At 31.9% G+C, this 24,877-nt stretch carries 36 protein-coding genes and 1 tRNA gene; 18 read left to right on the top strand and 19 right to left on the bottom strand.

Translation table 11 applies throughout. The features are described 5' to 3' along the window. Positions 1-163 precede the first annotated feature (163 nt). From R1F52_00805 to R1F52_00795, 3 genes are all read right to left on the bottom strand, one after another. A complete protein-coding gene (locus R1F52_00805) occupies positions 164-289 on the bottom strand; it encodes a hypothetical protein (protein ID WOV93213.1) in 126 nt (41 codons plus the stop codon). A gap of 72 nt (positions 290-361) precedes the next feature. Continuing rightward, positions 362-928: a DDE-type integrase/transposase/recombinase gene (locus tag R1F52_00800; GenBank protein WOV93212.1), complete on the bottom strand. Its 567-nt coding sequence runs from the start codon at positions 926-928 to the stop codon at positions 362-364. A gap of 18 nt (positions 929-946) precedes the next feature. Further along, positions 947-1,477, bottom strand: a complete 531-nt coding sequence (locus tag R1F52_00795; protein WOV93211.1) for a hypothetical protein — start codon at positions 1,475-1,477, stop codon at positions 947-949. Between the two features lie 83 nt (positions 1,478-1,560). On the opposite strand from R1F52_00795, the gene R1F52_00790 reads away from it, so the two are divergent. From R1F52_00790 to R1F52_00740, 11 genes are all read left to right on the top strand, one after another. Continuing rightward, positions 1,561-1,734 (top strand): hypothetical protein, encoded by a 174-nt coding sequence (locus R1F52_00790; GenBank protein WOV93210.1) that lies wholly within the window; start codon positions 1,561-1,563, stop codon positions 1,732-1,734. 78 nt (positions 1,735-1,812) lie between these two features. Beyond that, positions 1,813-2,724, top strand: a complete 912-nt coding sequence (locus R1F52_00785) for a site-specific DNA-methyltransferase (GenBank protein WOV93209.1) — start codon at positions 1,813-1,815, stop codon at positions 2,722-2,724. Continuing rightward, positions 2,708-3,796 (top strand): hypothetical protein, encoded by a 1,089-nt coding sequence (locus R1F52_00780; protein ID WOV93208.1) that lies wholly within the window; start codon positions 2,708-2,710, stop codon positions 3,794-3,796. The genes R1F52_00785 and R1F52_00780 overlap by 17 nt, the downstream gene beginning before the upstream one ends. 137 nt (positions 3,797-3,933) lie before the next feature. Continuing rightward, the gene (locus R1F52_00775; GenBank protein ID WOV93207.1) at positions 3,934-4,146 is read left to right on the top strand and encodes a hypothetical protein; all 213 of its coding nucleotides are present in this window, start codon (positions 3,934-3,936) and stop codon (positions 4,144-4,146) included. Between the two features lie 344 nt (positions 4,147-4,490). Further along, entirely contained in the window at positions 4,491-4,892 is a 402-nt protein-coding gene (locus tag R1F52_00770) for a hypothetical protein (protein ID WOV93206.1), read from the top strand. 296 nt (positions 4,893-5,188) lie between these two features. Next, on the top strand, positions 5,189-5,662 hold the full coding sequence (locus R1F52_00765; protein WOV93205.1) for a hypothetical protein: 474 nt from the start codon (positions 5,189-5,191) through the stop codon (positions 5,660-5,662). After that, on the top strand, positions 5,629-6,159 hold the full coding sequence (locus tag R1F52_00760; GenBank protein ID WOV93204.1) for a hypothetical protein: 531 nt from the start codon (positions 5,629-5,631) through the stop codon (positions 6,157-6,159). Before R1F52_00765 ends, R1F52_00760 begins: the two co-directional genes overlap by 34 nt. 10 nt (positions 6,160-6,169) lie before the next feature. Beyond that, positions 6,170-6,664 carry a hypothetical protein gene (locus tag R1F52_00755; GenBank protein WOV93203.1) on the top strand — a complete coding sequence of 165 codons (495 nt, stop codon included), beginning with the start codon at positions 6,170-6,172 and terminating at the stop codon, positions 6,662-6,664. A gap of 295 nt (positions 6,665-6,959) precedes the next feature. Then, positions 6,960-7,691 carry a cytochrome c biogenesis protein CcdA gene (locus tag R1F52_00750; protein WOV93202.1) on the top strand — a complete coding sequence of 244 codons (732 nt, stop codon included), beginning with the start codon at positions 6,960-6,962 and terminating at the stop codon, positions 7,689-7,691. After that, entirely contained in the window at positions 7,688-8,833 is a 1,146-nt protein-coding gene (locus R1F52_00745; protein WOV93201.1) for a redoxin domain-containing protein, read from the top strand. The genes R1F52_00750 and R1F52_00745 overlap by 4 nt, the downstream gene beginning before the upstream one ends. A 90-nt stretch (positions 8,834-8,923) precedes the next feature. After that, positions 8,924-9,568 (top strand): hypothetical protein, encoded by a 645-nt coding sequence (locus R1F52_00740; GenBank protein ID WOV93200.1) that lies wholly within the window; start codon positions 8,924-8,926, stop codon positions 9,566-9,568. Here R1F52_00740 and R1F52_00735 read toward each other — a convergent pair. Both R1F52_00735 and R1F52_00730 read right to left on the bottom strand, forming a co-directional pair. Next, on the bottom strand, positions 9,565-9,894 hold the full coding sequence (locus R1F52_00735) for a hypothetical protein (GenBank protein WOV93199.1): 330 nt from the start codon (positions 9,892-9,894) through the stop codon (positions 9,565-9,567). The two genes, R1F52_00740 and R1F52_00735, sit on opposite strands and share 4 nt — an antisense overlap. A gap of 35 nt (positions 9,895-9,929) precedes the next feature. Then, complete coding sequence (locus R1F52_00730) at positions 9,930-10,250, bottom strand: hypothetical protein (GenBank protein ID WOV93198.1); 321 nt, start codon at positions 10,248-10,250, stop codon at positions 9,930-9,932. Between the two features lie 100 nt (positions 10,251-10,350). Here R1F52_00730 and R1F52_00725 point away from each other — a divergent pair. Continuing rightward, positions 10,351-10,443 (top strand) — tRNA-Met (locus R1F52_00725). Between the two features lie 44 nt (positions 10,444-10,487). On the opposite strand, the gene R1F52_00720 is transcribed toward R1F52_00725, so the two are convergent. The 4 genes from R1F52_00720 to R1F52_00705 all read right to left on the bottom strand — a co-directional run bounded on the left by R1F52_00720 (position 10,488) and on the right by R1F52_00705 (position 12,147). After that, the gene (locus R1F52_00720) at positions 10,488-10,853 is read right to left on the bottom strand and encodes a DUF6659 family protein (protein WOV93197.1); all 366 of its coding nucleotides are present in this window, start codon (positions 10,851-10,853) and stop codon (positions 10,488-10,490) included. A 59-nt stretch (positions 10,854-10,912) separates the two neighbouring features. Further along, complete coding sequence (locus R1F52_00715) at positions 10,913-11,044, bottom strand: hypothetical protein (GenBank protein WOV93196.1); 132 nt, start codon at positions 11,042-11,044, stop codon at positions 10,913-10,915. Between the two features lie 118 nt (positions 11,045-11,162). Next, positions 11,163-11,507, bottom strand: coding sequence for a hypothetical protein (locus R1F52_00710; protein ID WOV93195.1), 345 nt, complete (start codon positions 11,505-11,507; stop codon positions 11,163-11,165). 202 nt (positions 11,508-11,709) lie between these two features. Continuing rightward, positions 11,710-12,147: a GNAT family N-acetyltransferase gene (locus R1F52_00705; GenBank protein WOV93194.1), complete on the bottom strand. Its 438-nt coding sequence runs from the start codon at positions 12,145-12,147 to the stop codon at positions 11,710-11,712. A 264-nt stretch (positions 12,148-12,411) separates the two neighbouring features. Here R1F52_00705 and R1F52_00700 point away from each other — a divergent pair, with 264 nt between their 5' ends. Continuing rightward, positions 12,412-12,651 (top strand): Lrp/AsnC ligand binding domain-containing protein, encoded by a 240-nt coding sequence (locus R1F52_00700; GenBank protein ID WOV93906.1) that lies wholly within the window; start codon positions 12,412-12,414, stop codon positions 12,649-12,651. A 15-nt stretch (positions 12,652-12,666) separates the two neighbouring features. Here R1F52_00700 and msrA read toward each other — a convergent pair whose 3' ends face one another. From msrA to R1F52_00685, 3 genes are read right to left on the bottom strand one after another with little or no spacing between them, the layout of a single operon-like run. Then, on the bottom strand, positions 12,667-13,125 hold the full coding sequence (gene msrA, locus R1F52_00695) for a peptide-methionine (S)-S-oxide reductase MsrA (GenBank protein ID WOV93193.1): 459 nt from the start codon (positions 13,123-13,125) through the stop codon (positions 12,667-12,669). 36 nt (positions 13,126-13,161) lie between these two features. After that, the gene (locus R1F52_00690) at positions 13,162-14,133 is read right to left on the bottom strand and encodes an NAD(P)/FAD-dependent oxidoreductase (protein WOV93192.1); all 972 of its coding nucleotides are present in this window, start codon (positions 14,131-14,133) and stop codon (positions 13,162-13,164) included. A gap of 3 nt (positions 14,134-14,136) precedes the next feature. Then, positions 14,137-14,367: an Lrp/AsnC ligand binding domain-containing protein gene (locus tag R1F52_00685; protein WOV93191.1), complete on the bottom strand. Its 231-nt coding sequence runs from the start codon at positions 14,365-14,367 to the stop codon at positions 14,137-14,139. A gap of 86 nt (positions 14,368-14,453) precedes the next feature. Between R1F52_00685 and R1F52_00680 the strand changes: the two genes are divergently transcribed. From R1F52_00680 to cysS, 3 genes are read left to right on the top strand one after another with little or no spacing between them, the layout of a single operon-like run. Further along, complete coding sequence (locus R1F52_00680; protein WOV93190.1) at positions 14,454-14,756, top strand: Rieske 2Fe-2S domain-containing protein; 303 nt, start codon at positions 14,454-14,456, stop codon at positions 14,754-14,756. Between the two features lie 30 nt (positions 14,757-14,786). Beyond that, entirely contained in the window at positions 14,787-15,557 is a 771-nt protein-coding gene (nadE, locus tag R1F52_00675; protein WOV93189.1) for an NAD(+) synthase, read from the top strand. Between the two features lie 13 nt (positions 15,558-15,570). Continuing rightward, a complete protein-coding gene (cysS, locus tag R1F52_00670; protein ID WOV93188.1) occupies positions 15,571-16,959 on the top strand; it encodes a cysteine--tRNA ligase in 1,389 nt (462 codons plus the stop codon). Here cysS and R1F52_00665 read toward each other — a convergent pair. Continuing rightward, entirely contained in the window at positions 16,956-17,297 is a 342-nt protein-coding gene (locus R1F52_00665) for a hypothetical protein (protein ID WOV93187.1), read from the bottom strand. The genes cysS and R1F52_00665 overlap by 4 nt on opposite strands. Continuing rightward, positions 17,298-17,708: a CoA-binding protein gene (locus tag R1F52_00660; GenBank protein WOV93186.1), complete on the bottom strand. Its 411-nt coding sequence runs from the start codon at positions 17,706-17,708 to the stop codon at positions 17,298-17,300. Between the two features lie 257 nt (positions 17,709-17,965). On the opposite strand from R1F52_00660, the gene R1F52_00655 reads away from it, so the two are divergent. Then, complete coding sequence (locus tag R1F52_00655; GenBank protein ID WOV93185.1) at positions 17,966-18,412, top strand: hypothetical protein; 447 nt, start codon at positions 17,966-17,968, stop codon at positions 18,410-18,412. Then, positions 18,354-18,686, top strand: coding sequence for a hypothetical protein (locus R1F52_00650; protein ID WOV93184.1), 333 nt, complete (start codon positions 18,354-18,356; stop codon positions 18,684-18,686). Before R1F52_00655 ends, R1F52_00650 begins: the two co-directional genes overlap by 59 nt. 28 nt (positions 18,687-18,714) lie before the next feature. On the opposite strand, the gene R1F52_00645 is transcribed toward R1F52_00650, so the two are convergent. From R1F52_00645 to R1F52_00625, 5 genes are all read right to left on the bottom strand, one after another. Beyond that, the gene (locus tag R1F52_00645; GenBank protein ID WOV93183.1) at positions 18,715-19,044 is read right to left on the bottom strand and encodes a hypothetical protein; all 330 of its coding nucleotides are present in this window, start codon (positions 19,042-19,044) and stop codon (positions 18,715-18,717) included. Between the two features lie 151 nt (positions 19,045-19,195). Further along, positions 19,196-19,354 carry a hypothetical protein gene (locus tag R1F52_00640; GenBank protein WOV93182.1) on the bottom strand — a complete coding sequence of 53 codons (159 nt, stop codon included), beginning with the start codon at positions 19,352-19,354 and terminating at the stop codon, positions 19,196-19,198. 147 nt (positions 19,355-19,501) lie between these two features. After that, entirely contained in the window at positions 19,502-19,675 is a 174-nt protein-coding gene (locus tag R1F52_00635; GenBank protein WOV93181.1) for a hypothetical protein, read from the bottom strand. 72 nt (positions 19,676-19,747) lie between these two features. Further along, complete coding sequence (locus R1F52_00630; protein WOV93180.1) at positions 19,748-23,500, bottom strand: hypothetical protein; 3,753 nt, start codon at positions 23,498-23,500, stop codon at positions 19,748-19,750. An 83-nt stretch (positions 23,501-23,583) separates the two neighbouring features. Further along, positions 23,584-24,621, bottom strand: a complete 1,038-nt coding sequence (locus tag R1F52_00625; protein ID WOV93179.1) for a hypothetical protein — start codon at positions 24,619-24,621, stop codon at positions 23,584-23,586. Positions 24,622-24,877 lie beyond the last annotated feature (256 nt).

Genomic DNA, 24,877 nt, shown 5'->3' with positions numbered 1-24,877 from the left:
ATTGTAAGAACACATCCAAGTATTATACCGACAACTATGAATCGTTTATTCATAATTAATCATAAATTTATCATTAAATAAATTAGATCATGAAAGGTTCTGTAAACCCTTAGGCGCATATGCTCAATATGAATCTCTCTGAAATCTTAAAAACTAAGGAATATCATAATTCATAAAATGGATTTGGGTTACATCTGCTACAACGAACCCAACAAGGATGAATGGTAAACGTACTAGTTTTGATGCTGTCCTTTGTATCATACCACACTTTGGCACAAATTTGTCTCATAAACCTAGTTGCTATTTTACGATATAAACTAAAAATCTGATTTAATAAAATCACTCGTATATTTTATGGTGTCTATTCCCAAGTATACAAACTTGTGTTTTGTATCAAAGTTTGCCATTTGTTAACACCCTCAACTTTGATCTTTGATACTTCTGCTGGAGTCAATCCACCAAGTCCAATGTGTTTTTTTGTATAATTGTAAAAGACTTGATAGCCTCCAATAATTGGAGTGTCTTTTTTCTTAAGACATCTAAATGCTAACTCACGATCACGAAACGTACCATTAAATCTCTCCATCACATTATTGTTACTATCATCTTTTAGATGGATGTGTGGGTGATGTTGAGTATCTTTACCAAATATTTTTTTAGATGCTTTAGCGTATGCAACTAATCCATCAGTTGTAAAATGTTTAGGAGATTTACTNATTGCTTTTTTTGTACGAATCAAAAGATCGTCTGCCTTGTGTTGTTTTTTTGTATCTGCTACATCATAAGCGAGAAAATACCGAGTGTCGTTATCTATGGATGCAAACAAGTATTTTTTCTGACCATCTATTTTTAGCCATACTTCATCTGCTCTTACCCATGTGCGATTACAGGTTCTAGGGATTATTTCTTTTAGATATTTTTGAGTCATTTGTGAATATTTGCTTATCTATTTGTAAACTGCCATATGAGATATTTTGATACCCATCATCTCATAATGATTTGCAATATCTCTAACTGACATACCTGTAAAATACATCTGCATAGCACCAGTAATTATAGAGTGGTGAACCTGAGTTTTTTCAAACCCAAAGTTTGTAGTAAAGAGTCTTGTACATTCTAAACATTGGTATTTTTGGAGTTTACCATATTTGTTAGTTCTAAATCCACGTTTGCGTATATTACCTGAACTACAATATTTACAAAGGTTAAGTTTGGAACGTTCCATTATTTTAAATTCGTTATTAACATAACATCTATTCTGTTTTATTATATTGAGAATAACATGAATGTGTTTACAGTCACTTTTGTGGTATTGATTATCAGGACATTCACACACAAGTTTTTGACATGTACGAGGAACAACATAATATTTACCTGGTGTTGTCATTGATTTTACTTTGAATGTGTTAGTACTAGTTTGCATAACCGTGTTGGGTGTTTCCAACATTGTTTTTGCTTGTTGTTTGCGCTGATTCATACACTATGTTATCCTATTGGTTAATATTAACATTACCGTATCCTATTGGTTAGATTTAAATTATAAACGATTAACACAATATTATGACTAGATGGAAAAAAGATGAAACAAAATTTAACGTCAAATTACAATATCATGATACACGAGGATGTATGGTGATTGTTCCCAAACCAATTTTAGAAGAACTAAATGAGCCTAAGACTATTGTTTTTGAGATCAAGAAGAATGGTAGTATATCCGTGAATAAAGCAGACTAAAAAAATTTACAGAATATTATGTATTTCTTTATAAATAATCATATAAAGTTAAAAAGTAGTAAATACTAAAAAAAAGTATTGGGTCAAAAACGCTTACATTCTAAACAAGTTCTACATGTGAGTGGACAAACTGTTTACTTTAATAATTCTGAATCATTAGACTTCATCGAAGATGAGTCAGTAGATTTCATTATGACTAGTCCACCATATTGGAACTTGAAAGATTATGGTCATAAGAATCAAATAGGTTCAAGTGACTATGAGACATATTTGGGAAGACTAAACAATGTTTGGAATGAATGTTATCGAATTGCAAAACCAAATGCAATCTTTGTATTAAATGTTGGAAATAGGAGACATAATAAACAATTTATTCCAATCGGTTATGACATATATGGCAGAATGAAAGATTGGAAATTGTGGGATTCTTTGATTTGGTATATCCCAAATGCATTACCACAACCTAGATCTTACATAGAACGATTATTTGATAATAAGTATGAATTATTATTGATATTTACAAAAGATGGTGGGAATAGTGATTATACGTTTCATAAACCACGTGTAGAAAATAAATACAAGCATGTAGATCCTCGTAAGAACAAAATGAATCCGCGAGGTAGATGTTTAGGTAATATACTACGAATCCCTGCATATAGACCTCCTAATGTTAAAACAATGAATTATCATATTGCATCATATCCTGACGAGTTAGTATCTATAATGTTAGAAACAATGACTAATGAATGCGATGTTGTATTTGATCCTTTTTTAGGTTCAGGTACTACATTAAAAATTTCAAGAGCAATGAATAGAAAGGGAATAGGGGTTGAACTCAATTCTGATTTTAGAGATACAATACGAAATAAAATTTGCGAACCTTTTAAAATACCTGATTGGAAAACGTTGGATATAATACATTCTACAACTATGGATACTGGAAATAATCCACGAAGACGTATGGCTACATCGAATGGAATTAACTCTTAAATTGACAAATGCTGAAACCTTACAAAAAGAATTTTTTGATCATGTATGGGAACATACAAAAGATGAGTTTCTTAACTCATTCATATATCGTGCTAAATTGACAGTTGAGAATAAAATTACACTAAAAAAAATTATTTGTATATTGTGTAAGAATAAAGATTCTAAAATTGCGTGTAATAAAATTTATAAAATTCTTGAAGAAGAAAAAGATACTGATTTAGTTTCGATAATACTACAGTTAATTGGCTCTACTAGAAATAAGATACTTACTGATTTACGCTCTATGCTTCAGAGTAATAAGTCCATTAAAGTCCCAACTAAATCTTCTAAATTATCTTCAGATTCTAAAATACTCCCATATGCTGAAAAATATTTAACAGATAATATGAGAAGGGTGTTTGCTGAAATAATTGACAAAAATTGTGAAGTGGATGATAAAATGTTAGATGTAATACTAGAAACCTTGAATCAGGCAACATGGCCTGGTTTTATACGACAGGAACGTGCAAAGCGTTTAGGACACTATGCTGAAAAAAGCTTAGCTGTACAACTTCTTAAACTGAATATACCATTTGAACCACAACAAAAAGCAATAAAACCAATTTCAAAAGATATTACAATTAGAAAAATTTCCTATGATTTTGTAATTCCAAATGCTAGTCATCCTAAAATTTGTTTTAAATCTACTGTGCATACTTCAAACATAGGTCAGTATGGTGAATCAAAAGATTCATTAGAGATACAAGAAGCAAAAAATAGTTGGAATGATGTAAAAGATATAGAAAGACCTAAAATAATGGCTTTGATTGATGGTGTGGGCTTTAAAAGTAATATCTCAGGTTTGAAAGATATTTTAAATATTGCAGATGAATTTTGTCAATTCAAAACATTTTGGAAAGTAATAATAATTTTTGAGTATTTAACTGAAGTAGCGAGTAAATCTAAAATATGGTTACCTGATCCTATTAACCATAAAGAATTTTTAGAGAAATATGATTCAAATTTAGTTGATGAAATACCTGATGGGGCTATTGATGTAGGAGAGGCAAAAATTTTAAAATTAGATCAGTAACCTTGTAATTAGATATTGGCGTATACTATATGATTGAATATATGATATACAGTTAATAGATTGTTGTTAATAATTTTAAATATTAATGCAAATTCAAAGAGTCTTAACCAGATCTGAAATAAATTATGGTGTCATAAGTGTATATCGAGAATCAATCTGAAAACTTTTACAGTTTACTGCCTGAATTTTTTACCATTATACTAGATGGTAAATCTATACCAAAAAGATGTGTATCTAAACGTAGAATATCAATGATGAGAGAGTTAGATAAATTTCAAGCAGGGCAATTAATTACACTGACAATAATTAATGATAATTTAATTGTAGATTCAGGTTTGTCAAATTTGTAATTTAAAATCAATGTATGCATGTCTTAGCATTTATTTCAATCATCATCTATTCAAGTAATCACATCTGAGAATTCATCTTTACAATATGATTTTAAAAAGAGAAATGACAATATAATCTATGAGACAAATTTATGCTAAAGTTTGGTATGACTCTAAAGATCATGTCAGAACTAATAAATTCATCATGCGACCTAGTTGGATTCGTTGTTGTAGATGATGTCAATACGAATTATTTTTTAACTGACTGAGCGTCAGTTTTTTTAGTTTACATTATTTCAGATGATATGACTTACATCCAACACATTTTACGAAATGTTTATACCACATACAAAATTAATTACATCATGACATTTCCAATAGCCGATGTAAAAGCCAAATTTAGTGACAAATACCAACTACCATCTAAAGATCATAAGGGTGTGTATATACCAGATACAAATCCTAAGAAACTTGTTGTGTGGTATCTATTCATAAATTGGAATCGTGCATACTCAATAAATGAAATCATATACAATATCACTAAAAAAGAAATCTTTGATAGCTTAATTTATAAATTATTTCCAGTTCATGTGATTTACCCAATAGATGTAAATGATAAATATTTAAAAACGCCAGATGGGAATGAACTAAACGGAAAAAAAATTTTAGATGCAATAGATGAATTGGTAAAGAAAAAAATAGTTGTAACATTTACACATAATAGCACCGAATATGTGATTGCACTCTCGACATATCTTTATCAATAATTTGATACCCTGTGAAAAATTTCAAAGATTTAATGATGTCTCACAGGAATCAGCAAGTCCATCTAACTTGCCAATACGGAAATCTGTACGCACATTGATATTTATGATGATCATCCGATTCAAAATTTTCAGGCTTTGCCAGAGATATATAAAAATTTTTAATTTTTTAACACTTCAATTTATTAATACCTATTCGTACAGCCATTTATTGTATATATACGATTATAACATACTGTATAGTACGGTACAATATGGCATATATTATTGTAACGTATCTGTTTATAGGTGTATGAAATTTGGATAAACAACCAATAGATTTAGGATTTATTCTTAAGCAATTTCCAAACTTTGACTTTTCTATGAAAACTCTTGATGATCGTATAAAATTACAAAAATTTATTTATTTATTACAAACATTTGACATCTATTTGGGATATGATTTTTCATGGTATATACACGGTCCTTATTGTTCAACGCTATCAACATGCGGATTTGCACTAACCGAGTTTTATGATACAATACCTGATAAAAAAACACAATTTGTAAACAAAGAATCTCAAGATAAATTTGAAATTTTTCAGCAATTCATACAAGGTCGTGAAACAGACATGACATTTTTAGAAATTGCTGCGTCTTTACATTATCAAAAACATGTTAAGAAATTGTCTGATGAGGATGCAATTAAAAAAGTAGAGCAAAAAAGAGAAAGTTTTACCGCGAAACAATGTAAAGAAGTATGGGATTTGTTGAAAACATGGAACCTATTATAGTGACGAAATCCCCAGATTCTATATCTGGCGCCCTCCCACTTGTTGGATCTTATCCATCACACACTCCTGTGATGATGGGAGCCTGTAGTCCCAATCCAAATAATACTGAATATATTGTAGATTTTACGAAAAGATTGCTGGACATTACCAGTTCTTTATTGAACTTGTATACAGAGTATGAACAACTTATGAAATATAGTGCATCTGATACTATGTTTAAAGATCAACTCAGCGCAATTATACTAAAAACTTTGAACGTATTTGGTTCGTATTTGAAAGTAGATGAAAACAATGAAGAAATGAAAAGTAAGAACTACCATGCTATTGCATCATATCATTTGATTCTTGATGCTTTAGGTGGAAGTGATAAAAATAGTGTCCTTGCTTACAATGATACTCCTTCATTTATGCCACGAGAAAAACACCCCAAAATCGAAAAACTAGAAATAGATGAAAAATTCGTATCTAATTTATGTACTAAATTAAGAAACTCCTGATGTGGTTTTGATGGTATATCTATTTTCCCCTTTTCTAATTTGTGTGTGTGTATCATTAGTTTTTATAATTTCAATTGTCTTTTTTGATGATATACATCCGTATTGGAATTTTATAGGAATTCTCACTACTGGTTTAGTTACTTTAGGAATATATAATTATACAAAATCTAACGATTTGAAAGAAAAAAACTATAAAAATGCGTGTCAGTTACATGATGAAGTAAAAGATTTTTCTAAGAAATTTGGTTTCAATTATGTTTCCAGTAAATCTAAAAATAATATTATTATGTTAAAGGAGCATACAGCGGCATATGATAGTTTAAAATCTTCAAACGAGATATCCAATATCGATATATCACTCCAAAGAAAATTAATTAGTTTTTATGACGACATTGAGAAAAAAGAATATGACACTGCACAACTAAAAATCAGTGATATTATAGAAAAATTATGTGAGTTTATAAATAAAAATAAACCACGATGCATTCTTTGTATACAATATTAACCCACAATATATAATATTGTGAATAGAGTGAACAGATAAAAAGATTTTAAAGCATACGATTCTTAGTTGTAATATTTTAAAGATCCACATTGTATCTAAGTATTAAAAAATTTATAGAATATTTAACCACACTATGTAATCATTTCTGAGATTTTAGAGAAGATCCATATCGTGCCTATGCGCTTGAGAGTTCACAGAACCTCATGAAATGTATTCATTTTTGAATTTTATAATATATTATACATCAAATTATGGTATGATCTTCATTTAAATTACTAAGTAATAATATTGAGTTATGGCCGAGATAACAATTGTTATTGCAATTCTTGCTGGATTGGGATCTTTTGTTGCACCGTGTATTTTACCTATGATTCCTGCATTTCTTGCCTATATCTCAGGTACTACTGTATCAGATCTAACTACAAAGAATGGCTCAACAGTAATGGTGAATCGATCACGTGTTGTATTAAATTCGGTATTCTTTGTTTTAGGATTCGCCGTGGTTTTCTCCGCATTAGGTGTTTTTATTAATAGTATTTTAGGTGGTGCAGCAGATGAAGTATTAACAGGACTCAATTATATCGGTGGTATAATTATAATTGGCTTTGGTGTTTTTTTAATTCTTGCCAACAAATTTCGATCTTTGAATATAGAAAAAAAATTTCTCCCCACTAATTCAAAATCAAGTTATCCAATGTCATTTATATTTGGACTTGCGTTTGCTGCAGGTTGGACTCCGTGCGTAGGACCAATTTTAGGTACAATACTTACTCTTGCAGCTACGACTCCATCTCTTTCATTTTATCTTTTATTGGCATATTCCTTAGGATTGGGCATACCATTCATTTTGATGGGTATATTCTTTTCACGTGCAACACGAGTAATTCGTTCTATGACCAAACATCTCAAATATTATTCCTTTATTCTTGGAGGATTCATTATACTTTTAGGCATTCTTGTATTTACAAACCAACTTGCATATATTGCAAATTTCCCACTCTTGAATGAATTGGTGCTGTTGGGTTGAAATCTGAAATTCGTACTGCTGTTATAATGGGAATTGTTATAGTAGGCGTTATAGCTGCACTTGGTGTATCTTTTTCCTACTTGGACCAAAATACTCAACCTCAATATCAAAATTCAAACACTACTACATTACAGGGTACGACTACAGACTTGTCTAACGTTGTGGCGTTAATTGATAAATCTAGGTACAAACAGGCACCTGATTTAGTTGGCATTGCAGGCTATATCAATACCTCTCCTGAAGAACTAGCCGCTGCCATTGAGGGCAAGGTGGTGTTGTATGATATTTGGACATACAGCTGTATCAATTGTATACGTACACTACCATTCATCACTGCATGGGATGAAAAATATGTAGATGATGGATTGTTAATAATTGGTATACACAGTCCAGAATTTGAATTTGAAAAAGATCTATCTAATGTTCAAACTGCAGTTGATAAACACTCTATAAATTATCCTGTAATATTAGATAATGACAAGGAAATTTGGGAAGCGTTTGAAAATAGATATTGGCCACGCAAGTATCTTGCAGATCATGAAGGATACATCAGATACGATCATATTGGTGAAGGCTCTTATGATGAAACTGAACTTGAAATTCAAAAATTATTAAAAGAGCGCTCAGAATCTCTGGGTGTTAAATTTGTGTCTGCAGATACTACTGTTGATGTTACAGAATTTACCCATTCTTTTCAAAGAGTAACTCCAGAGCTATATTTTGGATATGGCTTTACTCGTGGTAATTTTGGAAATGAAAATGGATTTTTGCCTGGACAAGATGTAGTGTATGTACTACCAAAAGATGACAAGTATTATAAAAACAAGTTTTACATTCAAGGTACATGGAACAATATGCACGATTCTATGAGACTTGTATCTGATTCTGGATATGTTGTATTGCCATTCGTTGCCAAAGAAGTGAATATCGTAGCTGCAAATAACGCAAATTTGGAAATCTCACTTGACGGTGAGATCATATCTGCTGAACGTGCCGGTAAACATGTTGACTCTGATGGAATTGTTCGTGTATCTGATTCTGATTTATATAATTTAGTTAGTACTGATGATACTGAATCTCATCTGTTAGTAATCAAAGTAGATACGCCTGACTTTGAGATCTTTACATTTACCTTTGGATAAGTTGTCTTCCTGAAATCTGTAACCCTAGTGACACAGGGCAGAGTTACACGCCTGTTTTAAAGTAATTTGATAAAATACTATTGTAAATCTATGTTAGGTAATAGTTGGAATAAAATGTCATCTGTGAGTGTATCTCAAAAAGTTCTAAATAGGGTAAAACCTGCCGTTCCCCTTAAATCCAAATTAGAAAATGCCCATAACCATTTGATGCAACCAATTAGCAAATTAACTCAAATTGAGAAAAAATTGAAAAGTAAAGATTCTTTTATACTACAAAAAATTGTTAATGCACAACGTACACATAATGTATTATATGCAAAAGGTTATGCTGCAGAATTAGTAGAAATTCGTAAAATGCATTCAATGGTAAGTAAGGCACGTCTATCTATGGAACAGATTGATTTTAGACTGAAAACTGTTTCAGAACTAGGTGATGTCGTAGTTACCCTAAGTCCATGTATGTCCATCATTAAAGATCTAAGTATGTCACTAGGTGGAATAATGCCAGAGATGAATGGTGTTATGCAAAATCTATCATCTACACTAGGTGATGTGATGAATGATACTTCATTAAATTCATCCGATGCTATGTTGCCTTCTGTAAATAGTAATTCTGATGCAGCAAATATTCTACAAGAGGTAAGTCAATTAATAGAAGGTAATGCAAAGTCAAACATTCCTGAAATACCTAATAATCTTACAACTCCTGCAAACAAAACCATGGTTCAAATTTAGCCACGTTTTGTAATTAATATTTTTTTGATTCGTGATATAGTGGGATAACTGTATCCTTTTTCCCTATAATTGACAATCATGATTTTCCAATTGTTTAATCTCCATACTGCTTGCTCTGATGTGATTCCCTCAATTTCTTTCTGTACAATACTTTTTCTTCCCATGTTTAGCACTCCTGCATCTTTTGCATCCCAACGATTTTTTGCAAATTTGAGTCCTGCCAAAATATCTTTTACTGGCATACTGTTTAGATATTTTTGAATTTCTTTAATCTGTGCCTTGGTAATCTCTTGTTCCTTATCCAGTGTAAATTTTATGGATTCCATATTTTTCTCTACAACCTAGTCATATATGACAATGATTATTCGTTTTCATCGTGTCCAACTATATGTTTCATACAAAAATACAGATCATTCATGTGACAATAGTATTTTGCACTTTCTTTACATGTATTGCATGGTATGTACATGTTATCTTCTGGTAGCTTGGAGTGAAATATTTTGCGATGTGGGATGGATGGATTTTTATAAATTCTAGTCATTTGGGCAAAATACTTTGATTCTTCTGTTATGAGGGGGATGTTGTTTATAATTTTATTTTCAATCTCCATCCAAGTTTTTTCATCACCAATTTTGCTCATATGCATTTTTCTAATAATGTCTATTACTCGTCTAGATTTCAATATGTTGATTATAAAACTGCAATATATTATTCTGTATTTGTTTAGTGTATAATTACATCTACGAATCATTTAATTTATAATCAAATATGTGAAATTTTGTGCCGGAGTAGCTCAGCCTGGCCTAGAGTGCCAGTCCTCATAAAGGGTAATACTCATAATCTGGAGGTCGTGGGTTCGAAACCCACCTCCGGCATATCCTATCTTTTTTAAAATTTATTGAACTGTATACTTTGAGATTTAATTGTAACCACTAAATGTAGATACTACCACACCTGCTATTTCCTCAATATTCACTGTAGGTTCTGCAGATATTAGTAAAATAACCTTTGTTATTGGAAATGGAAAACTAACTAGTACCAACTTGTCTCTTCGTGCTGCTAGATAATTTATTGGTCCCAAACTATGATCATATTCTTTTCTTATTGATACCATGGATACGAATTCCATAAACGAGTCTAATTTCTTTTTATCCTCTTCTAGAGGAATTATATTTTTTTTAAATCCACCTGCTAATATTTTTCCATTTTCATCTATTACTCCTGCGAATCTGATCTTTTTCTGTTTTAAAATTTCTTGACACTTGGGTTCATACGACTCATCCATGTTATAATATAGTTGTATATTTTGGAATAAAAATCTAACCGTTGTTTTATATTTAATTTTCAGGGTAACCCTTCTAAATCATCTATGCAATGTCTATGTACCCACTTTCCTGTAGGATCTTTTCCAATTTCTTTACCCTTTTCTATTTGATCTCCACACGAAATACAAACTGTAGCAAATCTTGCTTTCATACATAATTTTTTGTACCTCATAATAATAATTCTATGATTGATTGTGTTTATACCTCAGATTAGCTAGTGATTAACTCTACACTCTAAATAGTCTAAAAATAGTTAGTTGGTAAAATTTTTATAATCTACGTACTTTGCGCACAATTTTCATGTGATCAAAAGAATTTGAAGTCGTTATGAATAGTAGGTGATTTTTTCCAGCTGGCATTGTGATTCTTTTTACCTTTTCATAGTGTGCTAAAACATATCTACACTGACCGATTTTTCTAGCGAGTGCTTTTCGGGCTCTCCATTGTCTAGCTGCATTTCGTAGTGATGTCTTGCTGTCATCTGCGCCCAAAAGTATTTTGATGGATTTTGGACGTGCACTGTACACTATTTTGCCATTCATATCACAAACTGTAACAACGCGAACGCCTTTACCAGTCTTTAGAACTTTAGATGCGATTTCTTGAACTTGCATAAGTTATGATTTGTATAATATTTGATAAAGGTTTCTATGATACAGTGTATGTTATTTAAAATTATTCTATATTTCATAAATCCAAATTTTTCTCTTATATTGTATGTTTTGTGCTAAATGATAAATTACAAATATTCCTAAACCTTTACCATGTATCATATTGAATTCTAGTTTACATATTTACAAATGTGAATTTGCTTTATCATAGATGATTATATCTGATGGCACTTCCATGTATCTTAAAATTATTTTTTTGATATAGGGGAATTACCTCATCTGCACAATCTAATACAGTTTGAAAACATTTCATTTTTTTTGAATACTCTATTGCCCTTTTACATAATTCTGTGGCAACTCCTTTGTTCTGAAATGATTTATGTACTGATACATCTTCTATGTGACTTGATTTACCACAATTATTAGTTAATTTTTGTTCGATTAATAATGTTAATGTGCCAACTATTTGATCATTATTCACTGCTACAAATACATGATAATTTTCATCAATGTTTATTTTTTTAAATATTTTTTTTGCAATTTTTATATTCATATTTTTTACATCTGATAATGATTGCAAGGTATCAAAAAATCCTTTTGATAAATCATCTTCATTTAATTTACGTATTATAAATTCATGCATGGTGTATTCATTTACAATTACTAGTATACTTGTATTTAATTTTTTATAAATTTAATTTTTAGGATATTTTTATTTTATGTATATTTTTATCACATACTCTACACTTTTTTTAAATACCCAATTCTGATATATTTTTTGAATATTAGAATTTGTTAATGGTGAAAATCATGATATTTATTAATATGTGAAATTATTGGTTTTATGTTGAATCATGAGTTCATTTGTTTTTAATTGTTATATATGATAAAATACCACAACAAAGTAATGGCGTCTGCATATGTATTGATAAATTGTGAGCTGGGCTCTGAGGAACTTGTAATTGCTCAACTAAAAAAGCTGGATACCGTTAAAGAAGTTCATGGCACATTTGGTGCATATGATATACTTGTAAAAGTTGAATCTAAAGAGGTCAGTCTATTGCGTGAAGCAATTACATGGCAGATTCGTAAAATTGACAAAATACGTTCAACACTTACCCTTATGGGCATTGAAGGTCAAGGTTAAATTCACATTCTATTTTTAACGATTAATCCCACATTTTTTAAAATATTTTTGATGATAATCTTCTGCAGGATAAAACTGTGTAGCTTTGGTAATTTCTGTGACTATTTGATTTGTAAATTTTTTAGAATCATTCATCTGATTCTTTGATTTTTCTGCTAACGTCCTTTGTTCTTCATCATGGTAAAATATCGCGGATTTATATTGATTGCCCACATCCGGACCTTGTCTATTTAGTGTGGTGGGATCATGATTATTCCAAAACACATCCAATAATTCTTGAAATGTTACCTTGCTTTGATCATAATCAACTTGAACTACCTCTGCATGACCTGTATTATTTCTACATACATCTTCATAACTGGGGTTATCTAATGTGCCACCAAGGTATCCTACCATGGTATCGGTCACTCCTGGTATTTTGCTAAATAGATCTTCTACGTGCCAAAAACACCCTGCTCCAAATACTACTTTCATAATTAATAATAATTGTAGTGAAATTAAAACTTTTAATTAATAGTGGAATACGGTATCCCCAATCTGTTTCTTCCAATCTGAGCGTATGCCTGGTCTGCCCTTTAATCTTTCTATATAGTTGAATGCGGATATTCCAGCGGCGGCTCCGTCTCCACACGCAGCGACAATCTGTTTATATGGAATATCTGTGGCATCGCCGGCTGCAAATATTGCTGGATGTAATGTTTTTCCACCTGCTGTTACTTCAATTTCTCCCTTTGAATTCAACCCTACCAGATTTTTGACAAAATCTAGATTAATCTTTGATCCCATTTCTACGAATAACCCATCGACATCAAGTTCTTTCTGTGTACCTGATGAATCTTCTAGTTTAATCTGCTGTAAATTTCCAGATCCTGATATTGATATTATGCTGGAACTTGGAATTAATTCTACATTTTCTTTCTTCTCCAGTGATGCTATGAGATCTTTATCTCCTCCTAGCCGACCTCCTTTGAATATTACATATACCTTGTTTGCCATTCGTGATAACAGTACTGCTGATTCTAACAGGTATGCTCCAACTCCTACGGATGCTGTGACTCTACCTTGATAAAATGGTGCATCGCATTTGGTACAATAATGTACCCCTTTGTTTGCAAATTTACTTTCGTCCTCTACTCCTAAATTATTTGGAATTTTTCCCGGAGCTATTACAACTGCTTTTGCTATGTGTTCACCTCTTTCAGTTTTTACTACTAATCCTTTCTCTGACTCTTCTATGTTTGTGACTGTATCATAACTCAACTCTCCATTGAATGTGAGATATTGACTTTCTAATGTTTTTGCAAGTAGTGGACCACTAGACATGATGGTACCAGGATAATTTTCAAGTTTTGGAATTAGATTCATTTGACCACCTAGATCCTTTGAAATTAATAGACAAGATGCCTTTTGTCTGGCAATGAATATTCCTGCAGACAAACCTGCTGGTCCTGCGCCAATCACAATTATTTCATATTCTGCCAATTTCTACTCTATTGTGATTAGTGAAGTCATATTGTTGATTCCTTTGATATTGTGTATATCGCCATCAATTGCAGTCTTTAATTCTTGCATATTCTCTGATTGCAAAATTGCCAATAAATCATATATGCCATATATCGTCTTTACGCTCTTTGCACATGATATTTTTTCCAATTCACTAATTATTGCCTTTTGACTCTTGTAATCTACGTTTAGTAACACGTATGCCTCATTCATTATAATATGACTAGTATGGGCAATTAAAAAACTTATCACGACTAATTCATAGAATCTAAATATGTCCATATTTATGATTAGATATAATGGCATGGAGACGAATTGCATCTACCGATGATGTTCAAGCCGGTCATGGCAAAGAATTTAACATTGATGATAAACGTATTGCGTTATTTAATCAAGATGGATATTATGCCATGGATGGGATATGTCCTCATCAAGATGGATCCATCGCTCCTGGAGAACTTGATGGAGATGTGGTAGAATGTCCTTTACATGCTTGGCATTTTAATTTTAAGACTGGAGAATTGCAAGATTATGTCAAAGGTGTCAAACTCACTACCTATAAAACAAAGGTTGAAAATAATGAAATCTACATTGATATGTGATAATTTTTTATATGTTTGATGAATTTATTCATGAACCAATTTATTTTAGACAAGGTATCACATTTAGATTGTGAACAATTTATTCAACGTAACTGTGAATTTACACAAAAATTTCTTACTGCAACAAACTCTTCTGGAATAATATTGTCCCTTGATGGTAAACTTGATTCTGCTATACTATTATTCTTGTTTAGAAAATTTATGACTAAAAAAATTAAAGTATTGATATTTACAACCAATTCTACAGTTTCATCTGATACAAGTGATGCGCAATCTTTGGCAACGGATTTAAAAATTCCATATGAAATAATTGATACCACTTTTATAAAAAATGCATATCAGAAAATCACCCAATCCTCAATTAACACTAGTGATATTCCAATACAAATTCAAATCACTTTATTGTATCACTTTGCATACACGTTAAATTATCTTGTAGTAAATACTTGTAATTATAGTGACTATCTTACTAACAATGTTATACAGTCTATGAATAATATTGCAGATATTCTACCCTTGCATAGATTATACCAAAGTCAAATTATGCGACTAGGAGAATTTCTAGGCATACCACAAAATATTCTTGAAAAATCAGATATGCCAAATTTACCATCTCGGTCTACTCTTAATCATAAAGTTGGTCCGACGTATGAGGAACTTGACTCTATACTATACTGTTTAGAGTCTAATCTAGATTCTTCAGAGATATATTCGTGTACTGAAATTCCTGATTACCTTATATCTTACATTAAAACATTATATGAAAATAATAAACACAAGGGACAGCAGAGTTTTAAATAGGAAATGACTAGTAATGAAAATCTATGATACTCTGACAAATCAAAATGTCGTATCTTCTACCTCGACAGTATCCATCTATGTGTGTGGGGTAACTGTTTATGATGATTCCCATGTGGGACATATGAGGACAATAATTGTATTTGATGTATTGCGTAGGTATCTTGAATCTATGGATATTACCGTTACGTTAGTACAAAATTTTACAGATGTTGATGATAAAATCATTCAACGAGCTATTGATGAATCTACTACACCAAAACAAATTGCAAAGAAATACATTAATGAATTTTTATCTTGCTCAGATAAATTAAATATAAAACGCGCATCACAGTATCCGGTTGCTACAGAACACATATCTGAAATACAAGATATGATATCACAATTAATGGAAAAAGAAATTGCCTATTCGACTGAAACTGGTGTATATTATAATGTGGGTAAATTTCTCAACTATGGTAAATTATCTGGCAAACATATTGATGAATTAGAGGCGGGGGCACGTATAGGGATAGACTCGTCAAAGAATAATCCTCTGGATTTTGCTCTGTGGAAGTTTTCTAATACTGAACCTAACTGGTCTAGTCCGTGGGGTTGTGGTAGACCTGGTTGGCATATTGAATGCTCTGCAATGAGTCTAAAGTATTTAGGAAATAACTTTGACATACATGGAGGTGGACGTGATTTGATATTTCCACATCACGAAAATGAGATTGCACAGAGTGAATCTTGTACTGACAAACCTACGGCTAAATGTTGGATGCATGTGGGAATGGTAACACTTGATGGTGAAAAAATGTCTAAATCCCTTGGTAATACAAAAACTGCACGTCAAGTTATTCATGATTGGGGCTCTAACGTGACAAGATTATTTTGTCTGTCTGGACATTATGCAAAACCCATAGATTATACACCAAAAATGTTGCTAGAGTGTACAACAAAATGGAGGCAGATTGAATCTGCGTATCATGAATGTCTTCAGACAGAATTATCTATCTCTGAGACATTAAATGATACCGTTTCACAGATAAAACAAGCTTTTGACTCTGCAATAAACGATAATCTCAACACTCATCTTGCATTATCTGCTCTCTTTCAACTTGGAGATGTGGTAAATAATGCAGCTGCTTCATCAACTCTGTCAAAAAATGATGCAAAAAATGCTATCACATTGTTTCATTATATCCTAAATATATTGGGATTAAAACTAATTTCTGTCACATCAACTGAGAGACAAGAGATTCAAAAGCTCATGGATATGCGTATTATTTATAGAAAAGAGAAGAAATTTGCTGAGGCAGACTCTGTAAGAGATAAAATTACATCTATGAATGTAGATTTTTTAGATTACAACTCTGGCACTATATGGATAAAACGTGAATCAATTTTTAGTGAGAAGGCCTAACTCTTTGCTACACGATTAATTGCATCTTGTGTTTTTGACAACAACCAATTTATCTCTTCAATCTGATCTTTGTTCAATTTTCCATTCCACTCTCCCAATACGGTTTCGGTAATTTGAGTACAGTGATATAAAATATCCCAGTATGGATGATGTTCTGCTGTTGCACATGCAAGTTCCATAATTTCATCTGATCCTAATTTTGCTCTCTTGACTGGTGTGGCTTTGTCGTTTAAGATTTGCACAACTCCTGAATCCTCGTGCTGTTTTACTCTAACATCTATATCGTTATATTTTTTACAAAACTGTTTCAACTGATCTAGAAATTGTTCATCTGTCAATTACGTCAAACGCCTATGTTCGGCAAGCATACATCTGTTAAACACAATATCTATGCCTGCCTTCTTTGCCAAATCTTCAGCCTCTTTATTGTGAATTCCCTCTTGTAACCAAATTACTTTGGGTTTTTTGCTAATTGCCTTCTCTACTATTGGTAAAACATCTTCTGAGGGACGAAATACATCTATGATGTCTATCTCTGTATCAATCTCAGTTACATCTTGAAGGCATTTTTTACCTAGAATTTCTTGTGCAGTTGGATTTATTGGAGTGATGCTAAAGCCATTCTCTGAAAGATATTTTGGTACATAGTGGGCTGCTTTTTCTGGATTTTTAGACATGCCAACTACTGCCACCCTCTTTAATCCTAATATGCCTCGTATCTGCTCATCTGTGTGTGGATCTTCTTCCATGAATTGATCAATGGATACTAGATTTTATATTTTTGTAATGTGACATTTATTCTACTGTGAATTATAATTAATTATTTTTCATAATACATGATATTTTAAATCATATTTTCAAAATATCCATGTACAATTGAATTTCACTGATGACAAAATGTGGAAATTCTAATTACTAAAATTATTGATATGGTGAATTGTACAATGATTTATAGAATTCATAATATTATACCAAAAGATTATTTATGATAATATCAATTACTTATGTGCATAAAACTTCAGACTCTTCCACAGAACCATCTATGACAGACAAAGAGGGTGTTTTAATTTTAATAGATAGGTTGGGAACAAAAGATATTTGGAAAAATGATCCTATCGATGTAGCAGCTACTTGGGATACATTACTTCTTGTGTTTGAAGAACAAATATACAATATATTAGACAAAAAAATCTATACAGTTAATTTTCGTGTATTTTCAGACACCATTTGTATTACCGTGTTTGGAGATACCAAAGAGTCGTCTGTTGTTAATGTTGGTAAATTTTTGATTGTATTTATGATTAACAGTTTGTATCGAGGAATAAATTTTCGTGGATGTATAAGTTATGGCCGAATAATACAAACCAAAAACTCAATATTGGGTCCAGCTATAGATGAGGCAGCTCGAATATTACAATTTACAACAATGGATTGGCATTTCAGCATCACCTAGTGTTTATAACATACTTGATAAAACAGACTCTTCTAAATTTGATTTATACGGTAATAAAATATATGTAAAATATGATATACCTTTAAAAACTTGTATAGAAAAAAGCGGTTGGGCTATTAATTGGCCAGCATATCCACTCATGGTGCAAGAAGCATCGACTAAAACAGATTACTTTCATAACCTTATAAAAGATAATTTAAAAAAGGCGCGTACAATCTCTATTACTCTTAAATGGCGTAATACTTTGGATTTTTTTACATTCTGTAAGAAATGATACCTTGATTTTTAGTTTAGTACTATAATTATCTAGTGTTAGTACTTTCTTTTCTCAAATTTTCATATTTGATTTTAGCTTCCAATTTTTTAATTTGATATTGGTATCGTTCATAAGTTAAATATTTCAGATTCGGTTTATGTTTTTCAACCGATTTCTCTAAATATTTTATATTGTCCGGAGAACAGGTAATCTCTATTCCATCAAAACCCTTAAATTTGATTTCAATTTTTTTGTTAGTATTTTTCTTTTCTTTATTTGCATATTCCTCTATTTTTTCAGCTGCTTTTTCTTCACTGAGTATATTTGGATTATCATTCTCAGTTCTTATTTTTTCTATAATTTTTTCAAAAGACAATATTAGTTAATTACACTCTAAACATTATAAACATTACCTTGTTTAATGTAATTTTCGCTTTAACACTGAAATTTAATCACAGATTTAGAGTGATTTTTATCTGATGATGTGTGTATCATCTATGATCTTTATACTAATTCCTTTAAAAATATCAAAAAATTAATTTTAGAAATTGTCTTGCAAGTCTTATTCGAATTCTTCGAGTATCCAAGTCTAACTCTACACCAACTACACCAAATGGGTCGTTGGTTCTTCCTGGATCACCACAAATTATTCGAATCGTACTAGCCTTTCGCTCCCCTATTGACATTAATTTTTTCACTCTTTGTGATACTTCTTTTGGGCATCAGGTATTGTAGAAGTAATTACAGTTATAGTAATTATTTTAACAATCCAATAAGATATCCAACCATCATCCCAATTCCAAAACTGCCAAATAATGCAATGTATACTGATTTTAGGATATCGCCCATAGTTTTCTCTTCTCTCCAGTTGGATCATATCTGAGATACATCAAATCAAGTAGTATCATAGAGTACAATACTGATGTCTGTTGTGGTGTGGCATCATCAAGTACAATCTCCTCATATGATTTTATAATCTCATCTAATTTGTCTAGGAATATATCCATGGTAAATTATAATATGAAGATAGTATTAAGTTGTGGTTAGCTGGTGTGCTAAAATGTTACAAAATATCATAATCAATTAGCTATTCTGATATAGTCTAGACCTGTATCTTCACTACTACTGCTCTGCAAAGATGTGATTTTTATCTTAAAGTTGTCATCCAAATATCTTGTGATGTTTATAGATTCATCTTCCCATTCATCAGTATCTTCATTGTTATCTGCACCCCACTTTGCAATTTCAGTCCAGGTATTTCCATTATACACCTCAATGGATAGATATTCACCACCATCCAATGAACTATCCACAAATCTTGATACCTCTAGTGTTGCAGATGAATAAGATGACAAGTCTATTGTATCACTGGTTAGCATGCAAGAGTTGTCACAATTTTTTGAAGAAATAAAATTACCTCCGTTTGGTGGTAAATCCTCATACCAAGAAGATACTACATTCCATCTGTTATCACCAGACTTGCTCCAATTTGTTAAGTCATCAAAGTTCTCATCAAATGGTGAGGATGATGTTGTTGTAGTACTTTCAGAAGATCCGGTGATAGTAACATTATCTATCTTGACAATATCATCATAGTATGACGATACACCTGTAAATTTTAGTTTGAATGTACTTGATTGATATGATGATATGTCTAGTGTTTCAGTGTGCCAAATAGAGTCATCTTTGTTATTATTTTGAGAGTAAAATGCAAGTTGAGTATATGATGCGCCATCATCAGTAGATACTGAAACTTTAAGTCCTTCATTTCTATCAACTCCTGTATCTATGTATCTATCAAAGCCAAGTGTTACAGCTTGGCTTGCATCAATAGTAATTGACTCCATGTAACAATTTCTGTCACAATCATCAGAAGATGCAACATATCCAGTAGTATCAGATACTAACTCCCAATCTTCATCATCTCCTGTTAGTGTCCAGTTTGTAAACGAATTAAATTCATCACTAAATATTACGACATCTGTTGTAGGAGGTGTAATTGGACCAGTTAAATGATTCAAATTAAACAAAGGAATAAGACTGGTATATCCCAATGCATTCCAATCATCTTTAAATTCGTTCATATTTTTTGCAATGTAATTTGGTCCACTTGGTGCAGTATCTGTACTAAATGCATTCCATAAATTTTGTGTTTGGCCATCTATACAATCATAAGATGAACGAGAACTCCTTTCATCTACTATATCATGAATATCCCAAAGTGCAGCAGTTACCCAACCTTCAACAGAATATCCGTTTCTAGTTGGAAATTTTACTCCATTATTTGTTCCAGACTCAGAATTTATAGCATCATTTGTAACAAATGTGGTATGTTCAGAACTATCAGATGTTAATAGTCCTACAAAAGTTGCCCATCCTTCACTCCATGCACATTGAGGGTTTGTTGTTATATGGTCACCATGTGTACCGATAATTCCTGCACAAGATGGAACTCTACCTTGATCACCCTTTACATTTTTGTAAGTCTTATCTTGAATAAAATGTCCTACTTCATGAGAGATTGCTACAGGATGGTCAACTATACTTCGTATGAATTCACCATTAGTGGGATGATAATAATCTGTAAGAGATATTAGATTTGATTGATACATTAATCGAAATTCAGTTGTGGTGATTGGATCATACAAAACTTGTAATTGTGTATTAGTTCTAAACCCCAAATCATGGAATGTTTCTAGTGTTTCATTTATCGTACCAAATACTTTGTAAGATTTTAAAAAATTTTCATTATCAATATCAATTCTTTCATCACTTACAAAATTCACAAGAATTGAGGATACGTTCTCCCTTGGTTCAGAATAAATAATTGTTTCTTCCGGCATATTCAAATTATCAAACATCAACACACCACTATTTTTTAAAGGTAAACCCACCATAATATCAGGGGTTGTACCATCATTATCTGGATCAGTTGGTGAAACCCTCATTAAAAAATAACCACGACTATTCAAATCATCACAAGCTTCATCATTACTATTGTATTCAGTTAGAGGAGTTGGGTCTTCATTAGGTAGTAGTAAATTTTTATCATATGCACATACTTCAAATTCACCTTCAGGTACTACAAAGTCACCAGAATCATTTTCAATTAAGACTTGGCCTTGTACAATGAATTGTTGAAAACTTTGTCCATATGCTTCTGGTAGTATCCAGTTTAATGTTGGAAGAATAAAGTTAGCATTACTGTACTGTGGGTATTTCTCTAGGAATTCATCTACGAGTTCAGATGAGAATATAGAGTAATAAAATTCTTCGATAGTTTCAAAACCAAAATCTTCTACTATTTCATCAATTTCATCAGCTTCTGCAAGTAAAATCAAAGATTCTATTGAATCAACAGATGGTGTGTTCGTTGAATCATTACCAATAGAAATAGGAGGATATGATGAAGTAATACGTCCAGGATAAGGTGGTTGTGGTTCTCCTTCAGGACCAAAGTTTGGAACTACTAGAGTTTTAGAAATTTCATATCTATCTGGGCTTATTTGATTAAGATAATATTTATCTAAAATAACATCAAGTGCCATTTGAAATTCATTGTTTGGATAATTAACAGTGCTGTTTAGGATAAATGAGTAAGTTATAGTTTTTGGCCCTTCAAGATTATAGAATAATCCAATAGTAGAAAAGGTAGTATGTCTATCCCATTCAGAATCACGACCAACACTATAACTAATAAAATCAAGGTCATCTTTATTTTGTAATTCAAATTCTTCTGGGAAATATGTAATTAATTTTACACCAGAATGAACATCGTCAAGATATACATTGGGACCATTATCTTGTATTCGTGTATCAATTGATCCATCATCTTCATCAATCTCAACAAAACTGTAATTAATATTAATATCAAATGCATCGCCTACTGTAACGTATTTTGGCATGTCAATGTTATAATGTGGATATGTATGTGCAATACCTGGACCACTAGATCCAAAAGTTTCTAATTCACTAGAAAATCTTTCAATAGAGGGATTAGAGTCATCTGGGTCTGGATATTCTTTTTGAACCAACTCCTCGATTTCTTCATCACTCATTTTCATTACATCCTTTAGGAAAGTACGATATCCTTCTTCAGTAGAAGGAGTGATTGTAGTTGTACCATTACCACCAAAAGGAAGTCCATCAAGTGGTGGACATGGCTGACCATAACATAATTCTATTTGTTCTTGTTGAGGTGGTGTTCGTTGTGGTCTCATTTCAGGATGTAAATTTAGATAGTCTTCTTTGAGTAGAGTTTCATTTTCTCCTACATGTACTTGAATATATGTAGAGGTTATTGCACCACCACCAGTGATATTACCCATACCTTCTGAAACTGCTCTGATAGTTGCAGACAAGGAAATGTTTTCATTAGGATTACTTGTATCTATAGGACTTCTAATTATTTGATATATTCTATTTTCAAATTCAGAAGTAATAACATTATCTTGGCCTACAAACTCAAAATTATCACTAATTGATATGGACCGATAAAATTGTTCTGGAACTCCATCAATTGCATATTGATTGGCTAGAACTTGAAGAACTATATTATTTCCTTGAGTATAATTCATTTTAATTTCAGCAGTCTCACCTATTTTTGGTAGATTAGATATTGTAAAATCAAGTTCTCCACCATATATTGATGGTATTCCTATATTCTCAGATTCACCATGTAATGGAAAGTCATATTGTATAGTTGATATGTCAATATTTTCTGCCTCTACTCTATCAGAGACAGAAATTGATTCCTCTAAGAAAATAAACGTTGTTGCGCCAATTACAGTTAGTGCCATTGCTGCAATGAATACTAGTTTATTTTTTTGCATTATAATACTTTGAAGATACTTTTCTATATAGCTGATCCAAAATGCTTAAAGCCAATAATTAATTTAATTAGATTTTTGATTTATCACCATTCTATATCATCATCATCTTCAACGTAATGATCATCCTCATCATCATCCTCTACATTCCATTCGCCCCATGATCCATCCCCTCTGTTCTGGTCTGCCATCATTCCAAATATTGAATCCTGGCCTATGGTAAATTTACATAAATACTCTTGATTGGGATCTTCTTTGGAGGAGGCAATCATGTCTTCTATTTGTGCTTTGGTAAACAGGTTGCCTTCTGCCTCCCAAATATCATATACCATCATAACAAAGTCTTGAGGGTCTTTGAATATTTTATAAAACATTTTGATTGGGCCTTTGGGAGTAGATACCAAAAACAAATCAGAACCGTTACTTCTCACAATTGGCATGATACTGTTAAAGACTGGTGTGTCATCAACTAGCTTCCATTTTGCTGCCTCATCCATGAATATGCATTTGTATTTGGTATCCCCTGTGAGTGCTTCCTCACTAGCTGGAAATGCCTCAACAACTGTGTCATTTACTAGTTTGATATCCCTGCCTTTTAGTGGTCCTTCTAATACTGGTTTGATATTTGCAAATAGTCTGTAAAATCGTCTAAGGTCTTTTCGTGCCAGATTACCATTGGTGGCTGCCATGATTCCAACGTTAACTCCTGCATATCTAGAAAAACAATGGTCCTGAATTACTCTTGGTACAATTTCTGTAAATCCCATCTGACGTCCTTTGTTAAGATGGAATTTATGGGCTAATCTCAACCAGTCAGACTTTTCCACACCTTCTGGCTGGGAGACTGTATCATTTACTTTATTAAAAAAATCCACCTGAAATGGTGTCAGTGGTTCTGATAGTCCAGTTCCTGGATGTTGTGGTAGGCCAACTACATGTGTTAAACAACAATAATCTTCATGGTAATTTTCTTTGGTATGATGTAAGGTATTATTACCACACCAGAACTGTAATGTACTTAATTTATCACATAGTGCATTACCTCCAAGTATAACAGATGATTCAATTTCATCTATTTTTTCAGACTCTAAGAGTGGGTATATTGATATCTTCTTTTTAACCAATGGTAAAATTATTTATCATTAAAGGAACTAAAGAATAAAATCATTTTATTTTTATAAATGGGTATCAAAGTAAAGCGGGTTTCTCATACCGTCGGGTTAACATTGGGCAAGGATGTACCAAATATCCCCGTAGGGTTAACACTCTACTCCGTACACTCCCTCTGCAAATGATAATCCTTGTTGGTTGCGCCAACAACGCAACCTAACAAACACCGTTCCACTTTAGGGAGATAGACCCCCCGAGGGCAACTTCGGT

The organism is Nitrosopumilaceae archaeon AB1(1), assembly GCA_033471095.1.
GTDB classification, from domain to species: Archaea; Thermoproteota; Nitrososphaeria; order Nitrososphaerales; family Nitrosopumilaceae; genus Nitrosoabyssus; species Nitrosoabyssus spongiisocia.
The sequence above is the reverse complement of the archived record's forward strand: the minus strand, read 5'-3'. Positions and strand labels throughout refer to the sequence as shown.